Genomic DNA, 16,876 nt, shown 5'->3' with positions numbered 1-16,876 from the left:
CTATTCTCTTATACTGTTCTCGCTAAGGCTTATACAATTCGGTTGATTACTTGACGCGCATACCCGGCTGCGCACCTTCGTCTGGATTCATGATCCATAAGTCTTTGCCACCCGGGCCTGCGGCTAAAACCATGCCTTCCGACATGCCAAAGCGCATTTTGCGAGGTGTTAGGTTCGCCACCATCACGGTTAATTTGCCTTCTAAGTCTTCAGGGTTATAAGCAGATTTAATTCCCGCGAAGACTTGCTTGGTGACGCCTTTGCCTAGGTCTAATTGAAGTTTTAATAATTTGTCAGCGCCTTCCACGTGTTCCGCTTTGGCAATTTTAGCGATACGCAGATCAATTTTATCGAAATCACCAAACTCAATTTCATCTTTGATTGGGTCATCTAGCTGTGGATCGCCGGCCTGCTTTTCATCAAGTTGGGCCTCTTCCTGCAAATCTTCTTTAGAATCTTCGATCATCGCTTCAACCTGTTTCATGTCGATTCGTTGCATCATTGGTTTGAATTTATTGATTTCGTGGCCAGTGAGTACGTCTTGTGCGCTAGCCCAGTTCAAGTTGTCTACTTTCAGGAAATTCTGCACTTTGCCTGCGAGCTCTGGCAATACTGGTGCCAAATACGTCGTTAGGACTTTAAACATGTTGATACCAAGACTACACACTTGGTGTGCACGTTCTTTGGTGTCGTCGTTCTTAGCCAGTTTCCAAGGTTCTTCATTAGCGATGTAAGCGTTGGCTTTGTCGGCTAATGACATGATGTGTTTTATGGCACGACCAAACTCACGGTTCTCATAGTGTTGCGAGAGTTCTTCCGAAGCGCCTGTGAATTCATTTAATAATTCAGGCTCAATAATGTCGTTGCTTAAAGTACCGTCGAATTGCTTGGTAATAAAGCCAGCGCAGCGACTTGCGATGTTGACCAGCTTACCGACCAAGTCAGAATTGACGCGTTGTACGAAGTCTTCAAGGTTTAAGTCAAAATCGTCAATGCGGCTTGATAGCTTAGCGGCATAATAATAGCGCAAAAATTCAGGGCGGAAGTGCTCTAAGTAAGTTCTGGCTTTAATGAATGTACCTTTCGACTTAGACATTTTATTGCCGTTAACGGTCACAAAGCCGTGCGCCCATACCGCGCTTGGTGTGCGGTAACCTGCACCATTCAGCACCGAAGGCCAGAATAGCGTATGGAAATAGATAATGTCTTTACCGATGAAGTGGTAAACCTCGGCGTCACTATCTTTGCCCCAGAAGTCTTCAAAGTTAAGATCGTCACGCTTGCTGCATAAATTCTTGAAGCTCGCCATGTAACCGATTGGCGCGTCCAACCACACGTAGAAATATTTGCCTTCTTCGCCAGGGATTTCCCAGCCAAAGTAAGGCGCGTCGCGCGAAATATCCCACTTACGCAAGTCGTCTAGCCACTCGTTCATTTTGTTTTGAACTTCGGCTTGAACGTGTGGCACGCCTTCACGTGTCCCCGTGCTTAGCCACTCGCGTAGAAAGCCTTCGAATTCTTTTAAGTCGAAGAAAAAGTGCTCTGACTCTTTGGTGATTGGGGTTGCGCCAGAAACCGCAGACTTAGGGTTTTTAAGCTCGGCAGGCGTATAAGTCGCACCACAGTTATCACAGTTATCACCATACTGGTCTTCGGAGCCACACTTAGGGCAAGTTCCCTTAACAAAACGATCCGGCAAGAACATCTTCTTTTCAGGATCATAAAGCTGATTAATGGTTTTAGAGCTGATATGACCTTTCTCTTTGAGCTTTAGGTAGATGTCTTGAGTCAACTCTTTCGACTCTTCACTGTGAGTTGTGTAGTAATTATCAAAACCAACCAAGGCGTCAGCGAAGTCTTTTTCGTGAGCTGCATGGCTTTCTTGAATGAATTCTTCAGGCGTTTTGCCTTCTTTTTGCGCACGAAGCATGACTGGCGTACCGTGAGTATCATCAGCGCAAACATAGATGCACTGGTGACCACGAGACTTTTGAAAACGCACCCAAATGTCGGTTTGCACGTATTCAAGTAAGTGCCCGATATGGATATCACCGTTAGCGTACGGCAGGGCGCTTGTGACTAAAATTTTTCGTTGCTTCTGTTGGTTTTCAGCAGTCATGAACAATACTTCGTCGATTCAATCGGTTAATTACAGTTATAGCGGTGAATCTTACTGGTTTTAGGTCGATTTTTCATTAACTAATTAGGGCTAGTTTATGGTTATTTCTCCCTCTTGTTCAATAAGGCAGGTGTTAACCCATCATCTACAGCTATGGCTTGCAAATAACCTGTAATAACAAGTAGGTTTGCGGCTGAACCCAAAGGGCAGTGCTTGTTTGGCCTTTCTACGGCGTTATTGTGTTAAGCGTGTAGGTTGGCTACACAGCTAACACAATGCCTTGTATAAAACCCAAACAAACTACTGCAAAAGTGAAAAATAACCATAAACTAGCCCTAGTAGTCTTGGTTTTATGACACAAAAGACTTAGACTTTGACTCAATTATTTAAAACATCGAACACTTCGAGTTTATGGTCACTGAAGAACAAGTCCGCGAATACCTTTCTGAATATCGAGACCCTTTCCTAAAAGAGGATCTGGTTGATGCTAAAGTACTGAAAAGTATAGAGATAGGCGAGAAAACGGTCGAAATTGCCCTGAAGCTGGGTTTCCCGCTCGGTGAGTATGAGCAACGATTGACGACTGAGCTTGGTGAGTTTTTAGCGGCCAAGGAACCTACAGTCTCCTTTAAGCTAGACATCAGTTGGCGTGTGGATGCTCACGTGCACCCAGCAAAAGTACAGGCCATGCCCAATGTGAAGAACATCATCGCTGTGGCATCAGGCAAGGGTGGTGTAGGGAAGTCGACCACATCGGTCAATTTGGCTCTAGCTTTGAGTGCTTTAGGCGCCAATGTTGGTATTCTGGACGCCGATATTTATGGGCCTAGTATGCCGATCATGCTGGGTATGCAAGGCAAGAATCCTGAAACGATTGATAAAAAGTCAATATTGCCGATTGAAAGCCATGGTTTGCAATCCATGTCGATTGGTTACCTAGTCAAACCTGAACAAGCCATGGTATGGCGTGGCCCAATGGCGAGTGGGGCATTGCAGCAGTTGATCAACGATACTCAGTGGAAAGAGCTTGATTACTTGATTATCGACTTGCCGCCGGGAACTGGCGATATTCAGCTGACGATGGCGCAAAAAATACCAGTGACCGCAGCGGTGGTCGTGACCACGCCACAGGATATTGCTTTGGCTGATGCACGCAAAGCCGTGACCATGTTCAATAAAGTTTCCGTTCCGGTGTTAGGTGTGGTAGAAAATATGGCCATGCATACCTGTTCAAACTGTGGTCACCAAGAACATATTTTTGGACAGGGCGGTGGTGACGCGCTGGCAAAAGAGATCGGGGTTGAGCTTCTAGGTAGCTTACCGCTATCGCTTAACATCCGTGAACAGACAGACGCTGGCGAGCCAACGGTGGTGAAAGAGCCTGAGTCAGACGTGACTAAGCGATATGTGGATATTGCGCAGCGTATGACTGCGAAGTTGTCGTTAGAGGCTAAAGATTTTAAGGCGAGTTTTCCCAGCATATCGATAGAAAACACATAGAAAATGACCTTTTTGCGCTATAACTTTGTCAGCTTTCCGTACTCGAGCAGTCATGTATTTCACATACACTCCTGCTCTCCGTGCGTCGCTTTCGCGTTCTAGACGCAAAAATTCACATTTTTTAATAATACAGTTATAGAAAAAGATTAATAATAGAGTAGATAAATTATGAGCATAAAATCAGATAAATGGATCCGTCGTATGGCGGAAAATGAGGGGATGATCGAGCCGTATGAGCCAGGGCAGGTTCGTCATATTAATGATCAAAAGATTGTGTCTTACGGCACATCGAGCTATGGTTACGATGTTCGTTGCTCTGACCATTTTAAAATCTTTACCAACGTCCACTCGAGCGTGGTTGATCCAAAGAACTTTGACGAGAATAGCTTTGTGGATGTTAAGAGCGATGTCTGCATCATTCCCCCGAATTCATTTGCTCTAGCGAGTACGGTTGAGTATTTCCGTATTCCGCGTAGCGTTTTGACTGTATGTTTAGGTAAATCGACTTACGCGCGGTGCGGCATCATCGTTAACGTTACGCCGCTAGAGCCTGAGTGGGAAGGGCATGTGACACTTGAGTTCTCGAATACAACACCACTACCAGCGAAAATTTACGCTAATGAAGGCGTAGCACAAATGCTGTTTTACGAGTCAGACGAGGTGTGTGAAACCTCTTATAAAGATCGCGGTGGAAAGTACCAAGGCCAGCGCGGAGTGACGTTACCAAAAACGTAAAACTCATTGCCAAATTCAGTTTTCATTCATGTAACTTCGCCATAATGGCAACTACTGAATAGTTCAGTTAATTTATGGAGAAAACAATATGAAATTAAAGCTAATTACAGCTGTGGTTGCAGCAACTTTTGCGAGCGGCGTAGCAGCGAAAGACGTGTCTTATAACAACGCTAGCATTGGCTGGAGTCAGTCGACTTTTGATGTAGATGGTGGCTCAGACGTTGATCTTGATGGTATCAGCGGTGGCTTGTCTTTTGACTTGGCCAATAACTGGTATTTGAAGCTTGACGCAAGTCGTCAAAGCGGCGAAGAGTCAGGTATTGACTTAGATATGGATTTAGCAACAGTCAATCTAGGTTTTAAGGCAGGCGTATCAGCTAATACAGATTTTATCGCTGAGCTGGGTTATGCTAAGTCTGACGTTGAAGCAACTTTCGGTGGTATTTCGTCATCAGAAGATGACAGTGCTGCTAACGCGGTACTAGGTTTCCGTGGTATGGCGACTGATAACTTTGAGTGGGGCGCTTCAGTCCAACACATGGACTTTGATGACTCATTAACGTTCTTAAATCTTGAAGGCCGTTATTTCTTCACTGATACTTTCTCGATTGGTTTAGAAGGTAAGTTTGAAGATGATGTTAATATCTACGCATTAGAAGCTCGTTTCGACTTCTAAGCAGGTATAGATTTCAAAAAAAGCAGCTTCGGCTGCTTTTTTTGTGCTCCAACTTTTATTTTAGAGGGGTTCTTACCAGCCACCACCTCCACCACCGCCTCCGCCACCACCAGAGAAACCTCCGCCTCCAGAAAAGCCACTGCTTGAACTAGAGCTGGGTGGTGCTGCTGCGGAAGATACTGTCGCAGAGAAACTATCGGAAAGGCTGTGAGTTAGATTGCCTATGCCAAATCCAGTTGTTGAAGAAGCGAGGTACCATGTTGGAATCATGTCTGTCTTGGCAGTGTCTTTTGCTTCTGGTTGTAATTGTGGTGATAAAACATCATTGAACATGTCGCCCCATGTTTTTTCAACATCAAGCGCGAAGGCGTAGGGCAAATAACGTTCAAATGTTTGCGGGGTTTTATCGAGTGGGTAACGGCTTCTCAAGGCATCAGTTTCCGCAATCGTTAAGTAGTGCTTTAGGCCTTCGGCTTTATCCATAAACTGCCTACCGATAGCCGTTGGGGCTTTAAGTAATATTCCAAAGACGATATTCATTAACATGAGGGTTCCGCCGGTTACGATAAACGATATTGCGATAGAGGCGAAAGGATGCTTAAAGTTAATACCGAGTAAAATAGTGACCGCGGATAAGGCTAACCCCCAAGCGATATACCGACCATTAATTTTGAAGTATGTGGACTTATAGTCTGAAGCTAATGATTTTTTGTGTGCTACCATCGCTTCTCTAAACCCCGCCTTGTCTGTTGATGACTTTGTATTCACTTCGTCGCTTTCACTAAATAAAGCTTTCTCTAAACTTGATTCGCCTGCTGAAAACTTCACGAACGAATTCTTTTTATGTCTTTTGATGACATAGTTGTCATCGTCTAACTCTTGGATTGTGATGTAACCTTTAACGGCAAGAGACAGCAGGCCTGTGGTAAAAGTTTTGGAGTCATAGCCACTATTAAGAATGTAGCGCATTGCCGCGGGAGATTCTTTTTTTGGTGGGTCGTAGAGCGGGATAATCACTCCGGGTTTTGGGTCTCGACCGTGTTTTGACCAAACATAATAGTAATATGCGAAAGTAACCAGCGTTCCTAGTAAGAAAATAATGAGGTGTCTATTTTGTGAAAGAAGCCTGAGAAACTGGTCAAGTCCGCTTGGTTCTGAAATATGCCCTTTGGGTAGTCCTATTTGGATTGTAAAGCCTTGGCTTGGCAGTAGTGCTCTAGTGGTTTCTAAGCTGATGCTAGTTTTGGTCAAAGACTTCAACTGGACATGACTGTCGTTACTGCCGTAATACCCACTGAAAGCTTGGTGTTTTATCGTTTCCTTGGGTAGTTCTGAAGGAAAGTTGACGGTAACCGAGGCGTTAAGTATTTTGAATTTCCAGTCATTACCAGTGACGTTCCAATAGAGTTGGTCAACATCATCATAAAAACCTAATTGATTATTGGTGTTGTATTTAATTCTATAGGTATATATGCCTTCTTTGAGGTATTTATCAGGGTCGCCAATGTACAAGCGCACACCGTTTCGTAAGTCTTTAGTGGACCAATCAACATCTCGGCCATCTTGAGTTACCGAGTCAATATCAAAAGTTACTTGATAGTTATTACCAAACTTGTCTTGATAATTTGTAGGGAACTCGCGGTAAATACCTCGGCGTATGTTCACACCTTCAGCTTTGACAGTAATCGTTTCAGTAACTGTGAGTGTCGAGTCTGCGTGAATATCTATAACACTGTCAAAACGTTTTATTTCTTCGACAGCTTGAGCAGAGTTAAAAAGTAGCCCAAAAATGACAATGATCCATAAGTGTATTTTTCTAGTCATTGAGGCTAACCTTTATGGCTGAGCGTATTTCAGGTGATTTCAGTGTGAAAAACTCTGCCTCTTTGAAGCGAAACAGGTTCGCGATTAGGGTGTCAGGTACTTGCTGAAGTTTGGTGTTATAAACTTTTACGCTGCCGTTGTAGTAGCGGCGGGCATATTGGAGTTTGTCTTCGGTATCAGCTAACGCTTGCATTAACTCGAGAAAAGAGTTGTTGGCTTTGAGCTCGGGGTAGGCTTCTTGAAGCAAGATAAGTTTATCTAGCTTCTGGTTGATTTTACTTTCTAAAGCTTCTTGTGATGAAGGGGAGTTGTTATCTTCCGCACTACGGAGCAGAGTCGTAAGCTCTAGAGTTTCTTGTTCGTAATCCTTATAGGTTTGAACCGTTTTGACCAGTTGTGGAATAAGGTCGTGGCGGCGAGTCAGCTGTACGTCAATATCACTCCACGCCGAGCTCACTTGGTTTTTCAGTGTAATAATTGTGTTGTAAGTCCATAGAGCCCATAGCGCTATTACAACGAGTATGATTATCGTTATTGTCATCTAGATGCATCCCTAAAGTAGTCATCTAGATAATAAAGTGATAGGCGACTGATTTCAATTATAGCAGCCGCCGCTGTTATGTCGCTTTAGTTTCGAGTGTAGACTTTTAGGATAGGGTATTTACTGCTGTTGAAGGTTAGTGTGAGCGTTTGAGTTTCTTTACCCTTGAAGCTCACTTTTTCTTGGTAAGGCGTTACTCTTTCACCATTCGCATAAAGCGCCATGACTTGATCACTGACAAAAATACGGTTTCCGGTTGAGGTGTTGTGTAACGTAATCGTGACTTTGCGCTCACCGTACTCGTTGCTCATAGTGACGTAATTTACCACTTCAAAGTCACTAATCTCTGGGTAAACACTATTGTCGTTTGGAAACTGGAACTCTAGATCTTGGTTAACGCTTTTATCAATGGTTAATGCATCACGCTCATAGTTATTGGCATCTAATGCTGATGCGATCAGTAGGGAGGTTATGGTCAGTACGATGGGCATGTTCATTATTATCTCCTTTTTCAAGTAGTCCACTACCAGTCAGTGGCAATCAACTTCGCTTGCTCTTCTCCTTCTTTGATTCGTTGAACCTGTACGGGAAGCATGTTGTGCTCTAAAGCGAACCAAAAGTTGGTTTGGCGATCTCGCTCTTTTTCATTGAGCTGGACCTTGGCTGTTTTGATATTGCCCTTACGCGTTTTTATCGTTTCCTGTCCGAGGACTTTAAATTCATGGTGGCGAATGCTGCCTCGGTAACTGATATCGATAGCTGGGATAGGTCTTTGCGTTAATAGGTGCTCACGAACTAAAGTGATCTGTGTTAACTGATCAAGGTAACCTATTTTTAGGGGCTGGTTCCATTGGTCGCCTTTGTAAGAGCCTTGCTCAATCATGTTATCCCAATCAAAGTTCTGTAGAAGTGTGCTGTCTGAGCGGAAGCTGGTTTCAGAAAGCCTTTGATACATGATGGGTAATATTTGCTCCCCATCCACTGCGAAACGGCTGGTTTCTTGACGTTTGTCTGATAAAAAGTAATAACTGATGTCAGACTCCATGGCAATTTGCCATTGGCCGTTGCTGAGTTGGGTCAATTGGCGCGAAGCGGTGCCTACATCATCACCATCGTGCACGACTTTATATTTTATTGAGTAAGGTTTTAAAGCTGATAGTACAGGCTTCTCGGAGGTGTTTTCGGCTTGAGAAGTTGCCGAAAATAGTAGTGTCGCTGCAAGAAGTGTAACACTGCTCAGAGCAATTAAGAGTTTATTGAATCGGCTTATCGTCCAAGTAAGCGATGCCGTCTTGGTAGCTGAGACGCTCATTACAGAAGCGCGCGACCACTTCTGGGTAAAGCTGATGTTCTTGTCGCTGGACTTTTTGCTGTAAACTTTGCTCAGTATCACTGTCTTCCACCTTAACTATTCGTTGTGCGATCACTGGCCCGCCATCGAGCTCTGCGGTTACGAAATGAACGCTGACACCATGTTCCTTATCACCATTCTCTAATGCTCGCTTATGAGTTTGCAAGCCCTTATATTTTGGTAAAAGAGAAGGGTGGATATTGAGCATCTTACCTTCGTATGGCTGAACAAACTCTGAATTTAAGATTCGCATAAATCCTGCCAGCACAATCAGGTCAGGAGCGAGCTGATTAATAGCTTTAGATAGTTCAGCTTCAAAAGGTTCACGACCATCAAACTGGCGATGGTCGATGACAATAGAGGGGATACCGGCATTGGCAGCGCGTGTCAGGCCATAAACATCGGGCTTGTTACTGATAACAGCGACGATTTGCCCATTAATAGCGCCTAATTCAATGGCGTCGATTAATGCTTGCAGGTTAGAGCCGCTACCTGAAATCAGAACGACAATACGCTTAGCTGGAACTGAGCCAGTAGGTTGAGCTGCCAATGGAGTATACCGTGTTAAAGGACGACTGAGTCTTCGCCGTCTTCACGTGTTTCAATGTGACCCACGGTGTAAACCGTTTCGCCCATTGATTCAAGCATGTCTTTAGCACGTTCTGCATTATTTTTGTCAATGACAAGGATCATGCCGATACCACAGTTAAAGGTACGGTACATCTCTAGGCGGTCAACATTACCTTCCTGTTGTAACCATTGGAACACTTTCGGCATGCTCCAGGCATTGGTGTTGACCACAGCTTTTGCTTGCTTTGGCAACACGCGTGGTAAGTTTTCTTGCAAGCCGCCGCCTGTGATGTGAGATAGGGCTTTAACTTCAACTTCTTTGAACAAGCGAAGCAGTGGCTTGACGTAAATCTTGGTAGGTTCTAATAAAGTTTCACCCAGTGTTTTGCCGTCATCAAACTCTTGGTTCACATCAGCACCACTGACTTCAAGTATTTTACGGATCAGTGAGTAACCGTTTGAGTGAGGGCCACTAGAGGCTAGGCCCAATAGCACGTCGCCTGACTTTACTTTACTACCATCGATAATCTTCTTTTTATCAACGATACCGACACAGAAGCCAGCCAAGTCGTAATCATCACCTTCATACATGCCTGGCATTTCAGCCGTTTCACCGCCGATTAATGAGCAACCTGATTGGTGGCAGCCTTCAGCAATACCTGTGACCACATCCGCCGCTACGTCGACGTCAAGTTTGCCCGTTGCATAATAATCAAGGAAGAAGAGAGGCTCTGCGCCTTGTACAATAAGGTCGTTAACGCACATGGCGACTAAGTCGATACCTACGGTATCGTGCTTATTTAAGTCTAGTGCTAACCGTAGTTTTGTACCGACACCATCAGTTCCTGCAACCAGAGCTGGCTCTTCGTAGCCACTAGGTAAATCAAATAGAGCACCAAAACCCCCAATGTTGCCTAGTACTTCTGGGCGGTGGGTTTTCTTACAAACGTCTTTGATGCGGTCGACCAGCGCGTTACCTGCGTCGATATCAACACCTGCATCTTTGTAACTTAGAGACTTTTTGTCGCTCATTGGGATTCCTAAAAACTGATGACTGGATATTAAAGACGCAATTTTACTAGAAGCGGGACACTATAGAAAGCCAGATAGGGTAAAAGATGCATAAAAAAAAGCGGCCGAAGCCGCTTTTCAGGGGGTAGTGTCTAAAGAGGTCAGTGAGGATAAGCTCAGTTGACTCACTTTAGACGGAGTTGTTCTTAATTAACGTGGTTCTTGTGGAATAATGGTTAGCTCCACACGGCGGTTTTTCGCACGACCACTTGAACTTTCGTTCGAGGCGATTGGGTAACGTTCACCGAAGCCCTTAACATGTAATCTGCCTGCCTGAATTTCACGCTGACGTAAGTAGCTTGCGACGCTGGCTGCGCGCTTTTCTGACAAGGTTTGGTTGTAAGCATCTGAACCTACTGAGTCAGTGAAACCCGCTACTTCAAGATCCGTATCAACGTACTTGTAAAGAACTTTAGCGACAGAGTCCAATACAGGGTAGAAGTCTGCACTTACGTCATGACGATCAGTATCAAATGTGATGTCGCCAGGCATGATAAGTTGAATTTTGTCGCCGTCACGTTGAACGCCAACGCCTGTGCCTGCAAGTTCTTCGCGAAGCTCAGCTTCTTGATGGTCCATGTAGGCACCAACACCTGCACCAATCGCACCACAACCTAATGCAGCGTTACGAGCGTGCTTACTATTTTCTGTTGCACCAATCAGACCACAGACTACAGCACCAACAGCACCATATTTCACGGCTTTACTGGTTTTCTCTTCACCTGTGTATGGATCAAGTACCGTACAGCCTGACGCAACTAGTGCGGCTAGAGTGGCTGTAGCTAATGTTTTCTTCATAGAGGTCAATTTCTTCATTGGTAATATCCTCGTATTTCCCCAAAGTTTGATTGCATTATAAAAAGATTAAGTGAATGCAAACTGAATTGAATTCACTATATCAATTGAGTGTGAAGATTATGTAATAACAGCCAGCTATCTGTGACGTATGCCACAAAATGAAGGCTTGAATTTACACAATTTCAAGAAGTTAGGGCTTAAGGGCGTAGATCTCGGGCAAGTTTCGGTACAAACCTTGGTAATCCATACCGCAGCCGAAAATGTAGCGGTCATCTACCTCAAGCCCAATGAAATCAGGCTTAAAACCACTCTTAGGTTTGCGTGGGTGCTGCTTATCCGTTAGAACCACTGAGTGAACACTCTTGGCGCCTAACTCTCGGCACTCTTTATCAATGGCTTCTAAGGTTAAGCCTTCATCAAAAATATCATCCATTAACAAAATGTGGGCATTATGGATTGTTTTGGGGTTAGGGCGGGTGTGCCACTTAAGATCCGAACCAGTGGTGTTATTACCGTATCGAGTAGCGTGTAAATAGCTGAGCTGAAGGGGAAAGTCTAAATAGCGCAATAGCTGGCCAGAAAAATACAAACCACCATTCATGATGCAGTACGCGACGATGTTCTGATGACTAAATTGCGACTGACCAAAGTGACGGTTTAATCGAGTGGCAATATCGCGAATTGCGTCATCAATCGTATCTTCATTAATGACCAGATCGGCGTCGGTTCTTAAATTTAAGCTAGGAGAAGGCTCTTGATTCACAGTTGGCTTTATATTGTTGGGTTTGTTTTTCGACAGTATAAACAACCTTGTTTAAAGCTTCGACGGTTATTTTCGTGTCGATAAAGCGTAATAAATTTAAAGATCGTCAAGCATGGCCTAGCGTCAAAGCCAAAAGCTGATAAAATAGCCCTTAAATTAATGCTTGTTGATGAATTTTATTTAATTATTTCAAATGATTAGCGATCATCAACAGAGTGTCAAACCGTTAGGGTATGGGATATGACTGATTCTCGCCTCAAGCTACTGTTAGTGGTTGCGCTGGTATTTTCCGGCCTGATGTTCAGTAGTTCAGTTAAAGCTGAAAGAGTGAATGATTTATACACGGCTACTTGGCCGGTAGAAAGCCAAGCGACGTCTGTTCGAGCTCAGGCTATCCAAAATAGCTTACAACAAGCACTGATCCGTGCCAGTGGAAACTTGAATGTTGCACGCTCTCCTGCTGTTCAATCGGCGCTATCCGATGCAGAAAGTTATCTTCGTCGTTATTCATATCAGCGTTTATCGGCAGAAGAGCAGATGATTTATGAAAAGCCGTTGTTACTTAAAGCGACGTTTGATCGTCAGTCGATTATCAGTCTACTTAAGTCAGCGTCACTGCCAATTTGGGGCGAAGAACGTCCGTCGGGTGTTTTTTGGATAGCTGTTGAACGAGCAGGCGAAAGAAGGGTTGCTAGTGACCAATCGCGTTCGATTAAAGCTGCTTTGGAGATTGCCGCAGGAAGCCGTGGTTTGCCGGTGACCCTTCCGTTAATGGACATGGATGATCAGGCTGCACTTGAGGTATCGGATGTATGGGGACGCTTTGAAGCCCCGCTTCAAGAAGCGACTCAACGCTACGGTACTGATTATTGGGTTGCTGCGAGCTTGCAAGAACGCAACGGCCAGTGGCAGGGTACGTGGAAAGTCAGTTTGCATGGTCGTACTCAGAGCTTTTCGACTACTGGCTTGACGTCTTATGAGGCGATTCAAGGCGCGGTCAATCGTGTGGCGGACTCTTTAGCCTCTAAATTAGCGGTTGTATTGTCAGAGCAAGCCCAAGACGTCACAATTTCTGTTGAAAATATTCAAGACTTTGAGGCTTTCGCCAAAGTACAAAAATTTCTCAACTCTCTAGGAATGGTGCGCTCTGCGAGTGCGGTTGAAGTGTCTGGAGATAGAGTTTTGTTTAAGGTCGAGTCACTTACTTCTCCACAAAACTTGATCGAAGCGATAAAATTAGGGAATAATCTCCAGCGGTCTGAGCCTAGTTTCGGCGGCTTTGAGAACTCTGGTGAGCAATTAAGAGGTGACTTCCACTTTGTTTGGGGACAACCTCAGATATAAGAATAAGTTAATAAAAACATGGGTTTAAATACAATTCCAAACATTATTACAGTGATGCGTGTGGTGCTGATTGCACCATTTGCTTACTTTATGTGGCAACAAGATTATGTCACTGCATTGATTATATTTTTGATCGCTGGCGTGTCTGATGGTTTAGATGGGCTGCTAGCCAAGCGTTTTAATTGGCAAAGCCGTTTCGGCTCCATTACGGATCCTCTTGCAGATAAAGTCCTTCTCTTTGTGGCGTTATTATTATTAGTGATGAAAGGTCAATTATCTTGGACCTTATTTTGGATATCTACCTCACGCGATATTTTCATTGTTGGTGGGGCCACCGCGTACCACTATTTAGTCGAGCCCTATGAAATGCGTCCGACGCTTATTTCGAAGTGGAATACTGCTTTGATGATACTGCTCGTGTTATTAGTATTGGTACATTTAGCGTGGTTCGCACTACCTTTACAGTTGCTAGAGTCACTCGAGATTGCAGTGATTTTAACTTGCGTTATTAGTGGCTTGCACTATATCTGGTTAGGATTTTGTCACTATCGTGCTCGTGGCGACGGCAGTTCGCTCAAGCCTGAGGCTCAAGAAAAAGGGCAAGTATCAAACAAGGCTGTTGAAAAAGGTTAAGTTCTTATCATGCAGCAGCTCCCACTCGACATTGAAATTAAGGCAGACTCGACGTTTGATAATTTTATAGTGGGCGGCGAGGACAATGCGCAGTTAATTGCTGTTCTGCAAGGCCTGGCTCGGGGCGAGCACGATTTTATCTATTTATACGGTGAGCAGGGCACGGGCCGTACACATTTATTGCAGGCTTTTACGCAACACTACTCAGAACAACTTCCTCAAGCTTTAGTGGCTTATATCCCATTGGATAACATGCAGTTGGTACCAGAGATGGTGGAGGGCTTGAGTAGCTTTGATGCCGTATGTATTGACGGTATTGAGCGCTGTTTAGGCGACAAAGCCTGGGAAACTGCTTTGTTCAACCTCTATAACCAACTTAAAGAGCATGATAAAACCTTGGTCATTGCTGGTATTGAGGCACCTCAGCAGCTTGACGTTACCTTAGCAGATCTCAAGTCGCGACTCAGTGCCATGCTAATACATGCCATTCAGCCTTTGTCAGATGATGATAAGCGCGTTCTGATGCAGACTAAAGCTGAGGAGCGAGGGTTAGAGCTGACGGATGATGTTGCGACCTATTTGCTCTCTCGTCAACAGAGAGATTTACCTCATTTACTGGGCATGCTGGAAACGTTGGACCAAGCATCTTTGCAAGCAAAGCGTCGCTTAACGATTCCTTTCGTTAAGCAAGTATTAGAACTCTAAGCGTTCTCTTGAGCTTTTTCGTCAAATAAAAATTCGAGGCTGGTTTTTGCATGTCGCAGATGCGGAATAACAATAGAGCCTCCGACAAGCATCGCCACGCCCATGGCTTCGTCTAACTCTTCTTTGTTCCAGCCCTGTTTAACAGATTGTTCAAGGTGGTAGTCGATACAGTCATTGCAGCGCAGAACCATAGACGCCACTAGACCGAGTAGCTCCTTGGTCTTACTGTCCAAGTGACCCTCGCCATAAGCTGTCTTATCCAACCCAAAAAAGCGCTTTATCAGTAAACTGTCTGTATCCAGAGCTTTTTCATTTCCAGCTTCGCGTTCAGCACGAAACTGTTCAAAAGGATGTTTTGTATTGTCTGACATAAACCCTAATCCAAAGTATAAAAAAGTTATTGTACAAAGTTGATTTATAAGCACAAGTAAAAGGCTTTGCTTAAGCTGTTTTCAAGCAGTTATCTATGGTATAAAAGGGGGTGATCTGGGAGAGCTGTGAGGAAAATTGCTCGTATGAGTGAGGCAAAAGAAGAACTCTATAATATGTTGGTTCAAGGCGCCGATATTTGGAATAAGTGGCGCAAGGACAACCCTAAAACCGAAATTATACTTGATGGGCTGGATTTGAGAGGGTTAGACCTGTCGGATTGTGACCTGTCAGAAGCCAGTTTTGTTGGTACCAATATTGCGTATGCGGATTTGAAAAATGCCGTTTTAATTGCAAGTAATCTAACCGACGCCAATCTTTGTTACTGTAACCTATCGAATGCTAAGTTAATTGCTGCTAACCTAAAGCAGGCAAACTTGAGTCATGCGAATTTACTTCATGCCAATTTATTAACCGCCATTTGCCACCGCACTGACTTGTCGAACGTTGATTTGCGTGATCACGACTTACGTGGTCAGGATTTACGTGAAGCTAACTTGAGTGGCGCGGATTTGCGTGGACAAAACCTTGAAGGGTTAGACATGCATGGTGCTAAATTAATTGGCTCTAAGATGGAGCGAGTTAATTTACGAGATACCAACCTCAATGGTGCTGATTTGTCGGATGTCGATTTATCCAATTGTAATATCGATGGCGTGACCTTTAAGAACGCAAATCTAAGTAATGTAAACTTATCCTCGCAAAATCTGGCGGGTTTTAACCTGTCTAAAGTCAATTTGCAGGGTGCCGATTTACGTAGCGCTAACCTGTGCAAAGCTAATCTTGATGGCGCTAAGCTTAGTTCAACTAAGTTGTGGCAGGTTCAGACTAAAGGTTGGTCGATACGCAATATCGAATGTACGCACGCTAGCTGGGATCAGCGTGGGCGTGACTTTACCCACTATTCACCACATCAATTCGAAAAGCTTTTCTCAGACAAAATCACTTTTACATTGCGCTATCAACGCATGTTGTCTTACCAAGACTTAGCAACGCTTCCATTCTTAATCGAGCATTTAGAAGCGAGCTATTGGGGCTGTAAATTACGAATACGGGATATTCGCAACGAGCCGGGTGATACCCGAGCCATACTGGTGGTAGAAGATACCGGTGGTTTGAATCCTTCAGTGCTGGAGTCTAGCTTGCAGCAAGAGGCGGACAAGTTACAGTCGATACAAATCAGCTTGCAGTCTGAGCGGAAGCTTCAGTTTGAAATCCGCGAATCATTACAAGCGATTAAAGATAAGTATTGGCCAAAGTTGTTAGAGCTTTCTGAAATTGATAGTGATGCCAAAACTCGCCGCTTAGCAGTGCTGTTTACCGATCTCAAAGGCTTTTCTAACTGGAATGAAGAGGAGCGTACGGATAAATTATCTTTGTTCAGAGGGTTATTAAAGCCTGTGCTTAAAAAGTGGAACGCTAGTTACCCCAATATGGAAGGTGACTCTTTGCGCGCCACCTTCCAGTCGGTTGAGCAATCCTTGCACTGTGCTGCGATGATGCAGCGCGTACTAGCAGGCGCTGGCTTCTCATTACGTATTGGCTTGGATATTGGTGAAGTGAAAATTACTCATAATGAAATCACGGAGCAGCTCGATATTGAAGGCGACGCGATTAACTTTGCTGCGCGTCTTGAGGCGATGGCTGACTCTGGACAAGTTCTCGTCTCGGAAAATGTTCGTCATTATGCTATTCAGTCTGACGCACCGTTTAATTTCCAAGAGCACCGCTTGGCTTTGAAGAAAGCCGTGGGCGATAAACAGGCAGGCGACACTATAGTTTGCTATAGCTCAACCAGTGCCCTTGCTGAGGACTAA

At 44.4% G+C, this 16,876-nt stretch carries 17 protein-coding genes; 7 read left to right on the top strand and 10 right to left on the bottom strand.

Going from position 1 to position 16,876, the window contains the following annotated elements:
* Window positions 1-46: 46 nt before the first annotated feature.
* Window positions 47-2,119, bottom strand: a complete 2,073-nt coding sequence (metG, locus tag KFK88_RS06300) for a methionine--tRNA ligase (protein ID WP_223577884.1) — start codon at window positions 2,117-2,119, stop codon at window positions 47-49.
* Window positions 2,120-2,530: 411 nt separating this feature from the next.
* On the opposite strand from metG, the gene apbC reads away from it, so the two are divergent.
* The 3 genes from apbC (at window position 2,531) to KFK88_RS06285 (ending at window position 5,030) form a co-directional block, all read left to right on the top strand.
* A complete protein-coding gene (apbC, locus tag KFK88_RS06295) occupies window positions 2,531-3,619 on the top strand; it encodes an iron-sulfur cluster carrier protein ApbC (RefSeq protein ID WP_223577883.1) in 1,089 nt (362 codons plus the stop codon).
* Window positions 3,620-3,787: 168 nt separating this feature from the next.
* Window positions 3,788-4,354: a dCTP deaminase gene (gene dcd / locus KFK88_RS06290; RefSeq protein ID WP_223577881.1), complete on the top strand. Its 567-nt coding sequence runs from the start codon at window positions 3,788-3,790 to the stop codon at window positions 4,352-4,354.
* Between the two features lie 88 nt (window positions 4,355-4,442).
* A complete protein-coding gene (locus tag KFK88_RS06285) occupies window positions 4,443-5,030 on the top strand; it encodes an outer membrane beta-barrel protein (protein ID WP_223577879.1) in 588 nt (195 codons plus the stop codon).
* Between the two features lie 72 nt (window positions 5,031-5,102).
* Here the strand turns inward: KFK88_RS06285 and KFK88_RS06280 are convergent, their stop codons facing one another.
* The 8 genes from KFK88_RS06280 to KFK88_RS06245 form a co-directional block, all read right to left on the bottom strand.
* Complete coding sequence (locus KFK88_RS06280) at window positions 5,103-6,854, bottom strand: DUF2207 domain-containing protein (RefSeq protein WP_223577877.1); 1,752 nt, start codon at window positions 6,852-6,854, stop codon at window positions 5,103-5,105.
* Complete coding sequence (locus KFK88_RS06275; RefSeq protein WP_223577875.1) at window positions 6,847-7,395, bottom strand: LemA family protein; 549 nt, start codon at window positions 7,393-7,395, stop codon at window positions 6,847-6,849. The genes KFK88_RS06280 and KFK88_RS06275 overlap by 8 nt, the downstream gene beginning before the upstream one ends.
* Before the next feature lie 86 nt (window positions 7,396-7,481).
* Window positions 7,482-7,892: a hypothetical protein gene (locus KFK88_RS06270; RefSeq protein WP_223577873.1), complete on the bottom strand. Its 411-nt coding sequence runs from the start codon at window positions 7,890-7,892 to the stop codon at window positions 7,482-7,484.
* Between the two features lie 26 nt (window positions 7,893-7,918).
* Window positions 7,919-8,707, bottom strand: coding sequence for a DUF3108 domain-containing protein (locus tag KFK88_RS06265; RefSeq protein WP_223577871.1), 789 nt, complete (start codon window positions 8,705-8,707; stop codon window positions 7,919-7,921).
* On the bottom strand, window positions 8,649-9,296 hold the full coding sequence (gene purN / locus KFK88_RS06260) for a phosphoribosylglycinamide formyltransferase (protein WP_223577869.1): 648 nt from the start codon (window positions 9,294-9,296) through the stop codon (window positions 8,649-8,651). The genes KFK88_RS06265 and purN overlap by 59 nt, the downstream gene beginning before the upstream one ends.
* Before the next feature lie 14 nt (window positions 9,297-9,310).
* Window positions 9,311-10,348: a phosphoribosylformylglycinamidine cyclo-ligase gene (purM, locus tag KFK88_RS06255; RefSeq protein WP_223577867.1), complete on the bottom strand. Its 1,038-nt coding sequence runs from the start codon at window positions 10,346-10,348 to the stop codon at window positions 9,311-9,313.
* A gap of 189 nt (window positions 10,349-10,537) precedes the next feature.
* Window positions 10,538-11,203 (bottom strand): OmpA family protein, encoded by a 666-nt coding sequence (locus KFK88_RS06250; protein ID WP_223577865.1) that lies wholly within the window; start codon window positions 11,201-11,203, stop codon window positions 10,538-10,540.
* A gap of 172 nt (window positions 11,204-11,375) precedes the next feature.
* Window positions 11,376-11,948, bottom strand: coding sequence for a hypoxanthine-guanine phosphoribosyltransferase (locus tag KFK88_RS06245; RefSeq protein ID WP_223577863.1), 573 nt, complete (start codon window positions 11,946-11,948; stop codon window positions 11,376-11,378).
* A 240-nt stretch (window positions 11,949-12,188) separates the two neighbouring features.
* On the opposite strand from KFK88_RS06245, the gene KFK88_RS06240 reads away from it, so the two are divergent.
* From KFK88_RS06240 to hda, 3 genes are read left to right on the top strand one after another with little or no spacing between them, the layout of a single operon-like run.
* Complete coding sequence (locus KFK88_RS06240) at window positions 12,189-13,292, top strand: DUF2066 domain-containing protein (RefSeq protein WP_223577861.1); 1,104 nt, start codon at window positions 12,189-12,191, stop codon at window positions 13,290-13,292.
* Window positions 13,293-13,310: 18 nt separating this feature from the next.
* Complete coding sequence (locus KFK88_RS06235; RefSeq protein ID WP_223577859.1) at window positions 13,311-13,925, top strand: CDP-alcohol phosphatidyltransferase family protein; 615 nt, start codon at window positions 13,311-13,313, stop codon at window positions 13,923-13,925.
* A gap of 9 nt (window positions 13,926-13,934) precedes the next feature.
* Window positions 13,935-14,630 (top strand): DnaA regulatory inactivator Hda, encoded by a 696-nt coding sequence (hda, locus tag KFK88_RS06230; protein ID WP_223577857.1) that lies wholly within the window; start codon window positions 13,935-13,937, stop codon window positions 14,628-14,630.
* On the opposite strand, the gene KFK88_RS06225 is transcribed toward hda, so the two are convergent.
* Window positions 14,627-15,001 carry a carboxymuconolactone decarboxylase family protein gene (locus KFK88_RS06225; RefSeq protein ID WP_223577856.1) on the bottom strand — a complete coding sequence of 125 codons (375 nt, stop codon included), beginning with the start codon at window positions 14,999-15,001 and terminating at the stop codon, window positions 14,627-14,629. The two genes, hda and KFK88_RS06225, sit on opposite strands and share 4 nt — an antisense overlap.
* A gap of 144 nt (window positions 15,002-15,145) precedes the next feature.
* On the opposite strand from KFK88_RS06225, the gene KFK88_RS06220 reads away from it, so the two are divergent.
* Window positions 15,146-16,876 (top strand): pentapeptide repeat-containing protein, encoded by a 1,731-nt coding sequence (locus tag KFK88_RS06220; RefSeq protein ID WP_223577855.1) that lies wholly within the window; start codon window positions 15,146-15,148, stop codon window positions 16,874-16,876.

The sequence above is a fragment of the Kangiella taiwanensis genome, from assembly GCF_020005165.1.
In the GTDB taxonomy this organism is placed as follows: Bacteria; Pseudomonadota; Gammaproteobacteria; order Enterobacterales; family Kangiellaceae; genus Kangiella; species Kangiella taiwanensis.
This window is presented reverse-complemented; position numbering and strand designations above follow the sequence as displayed.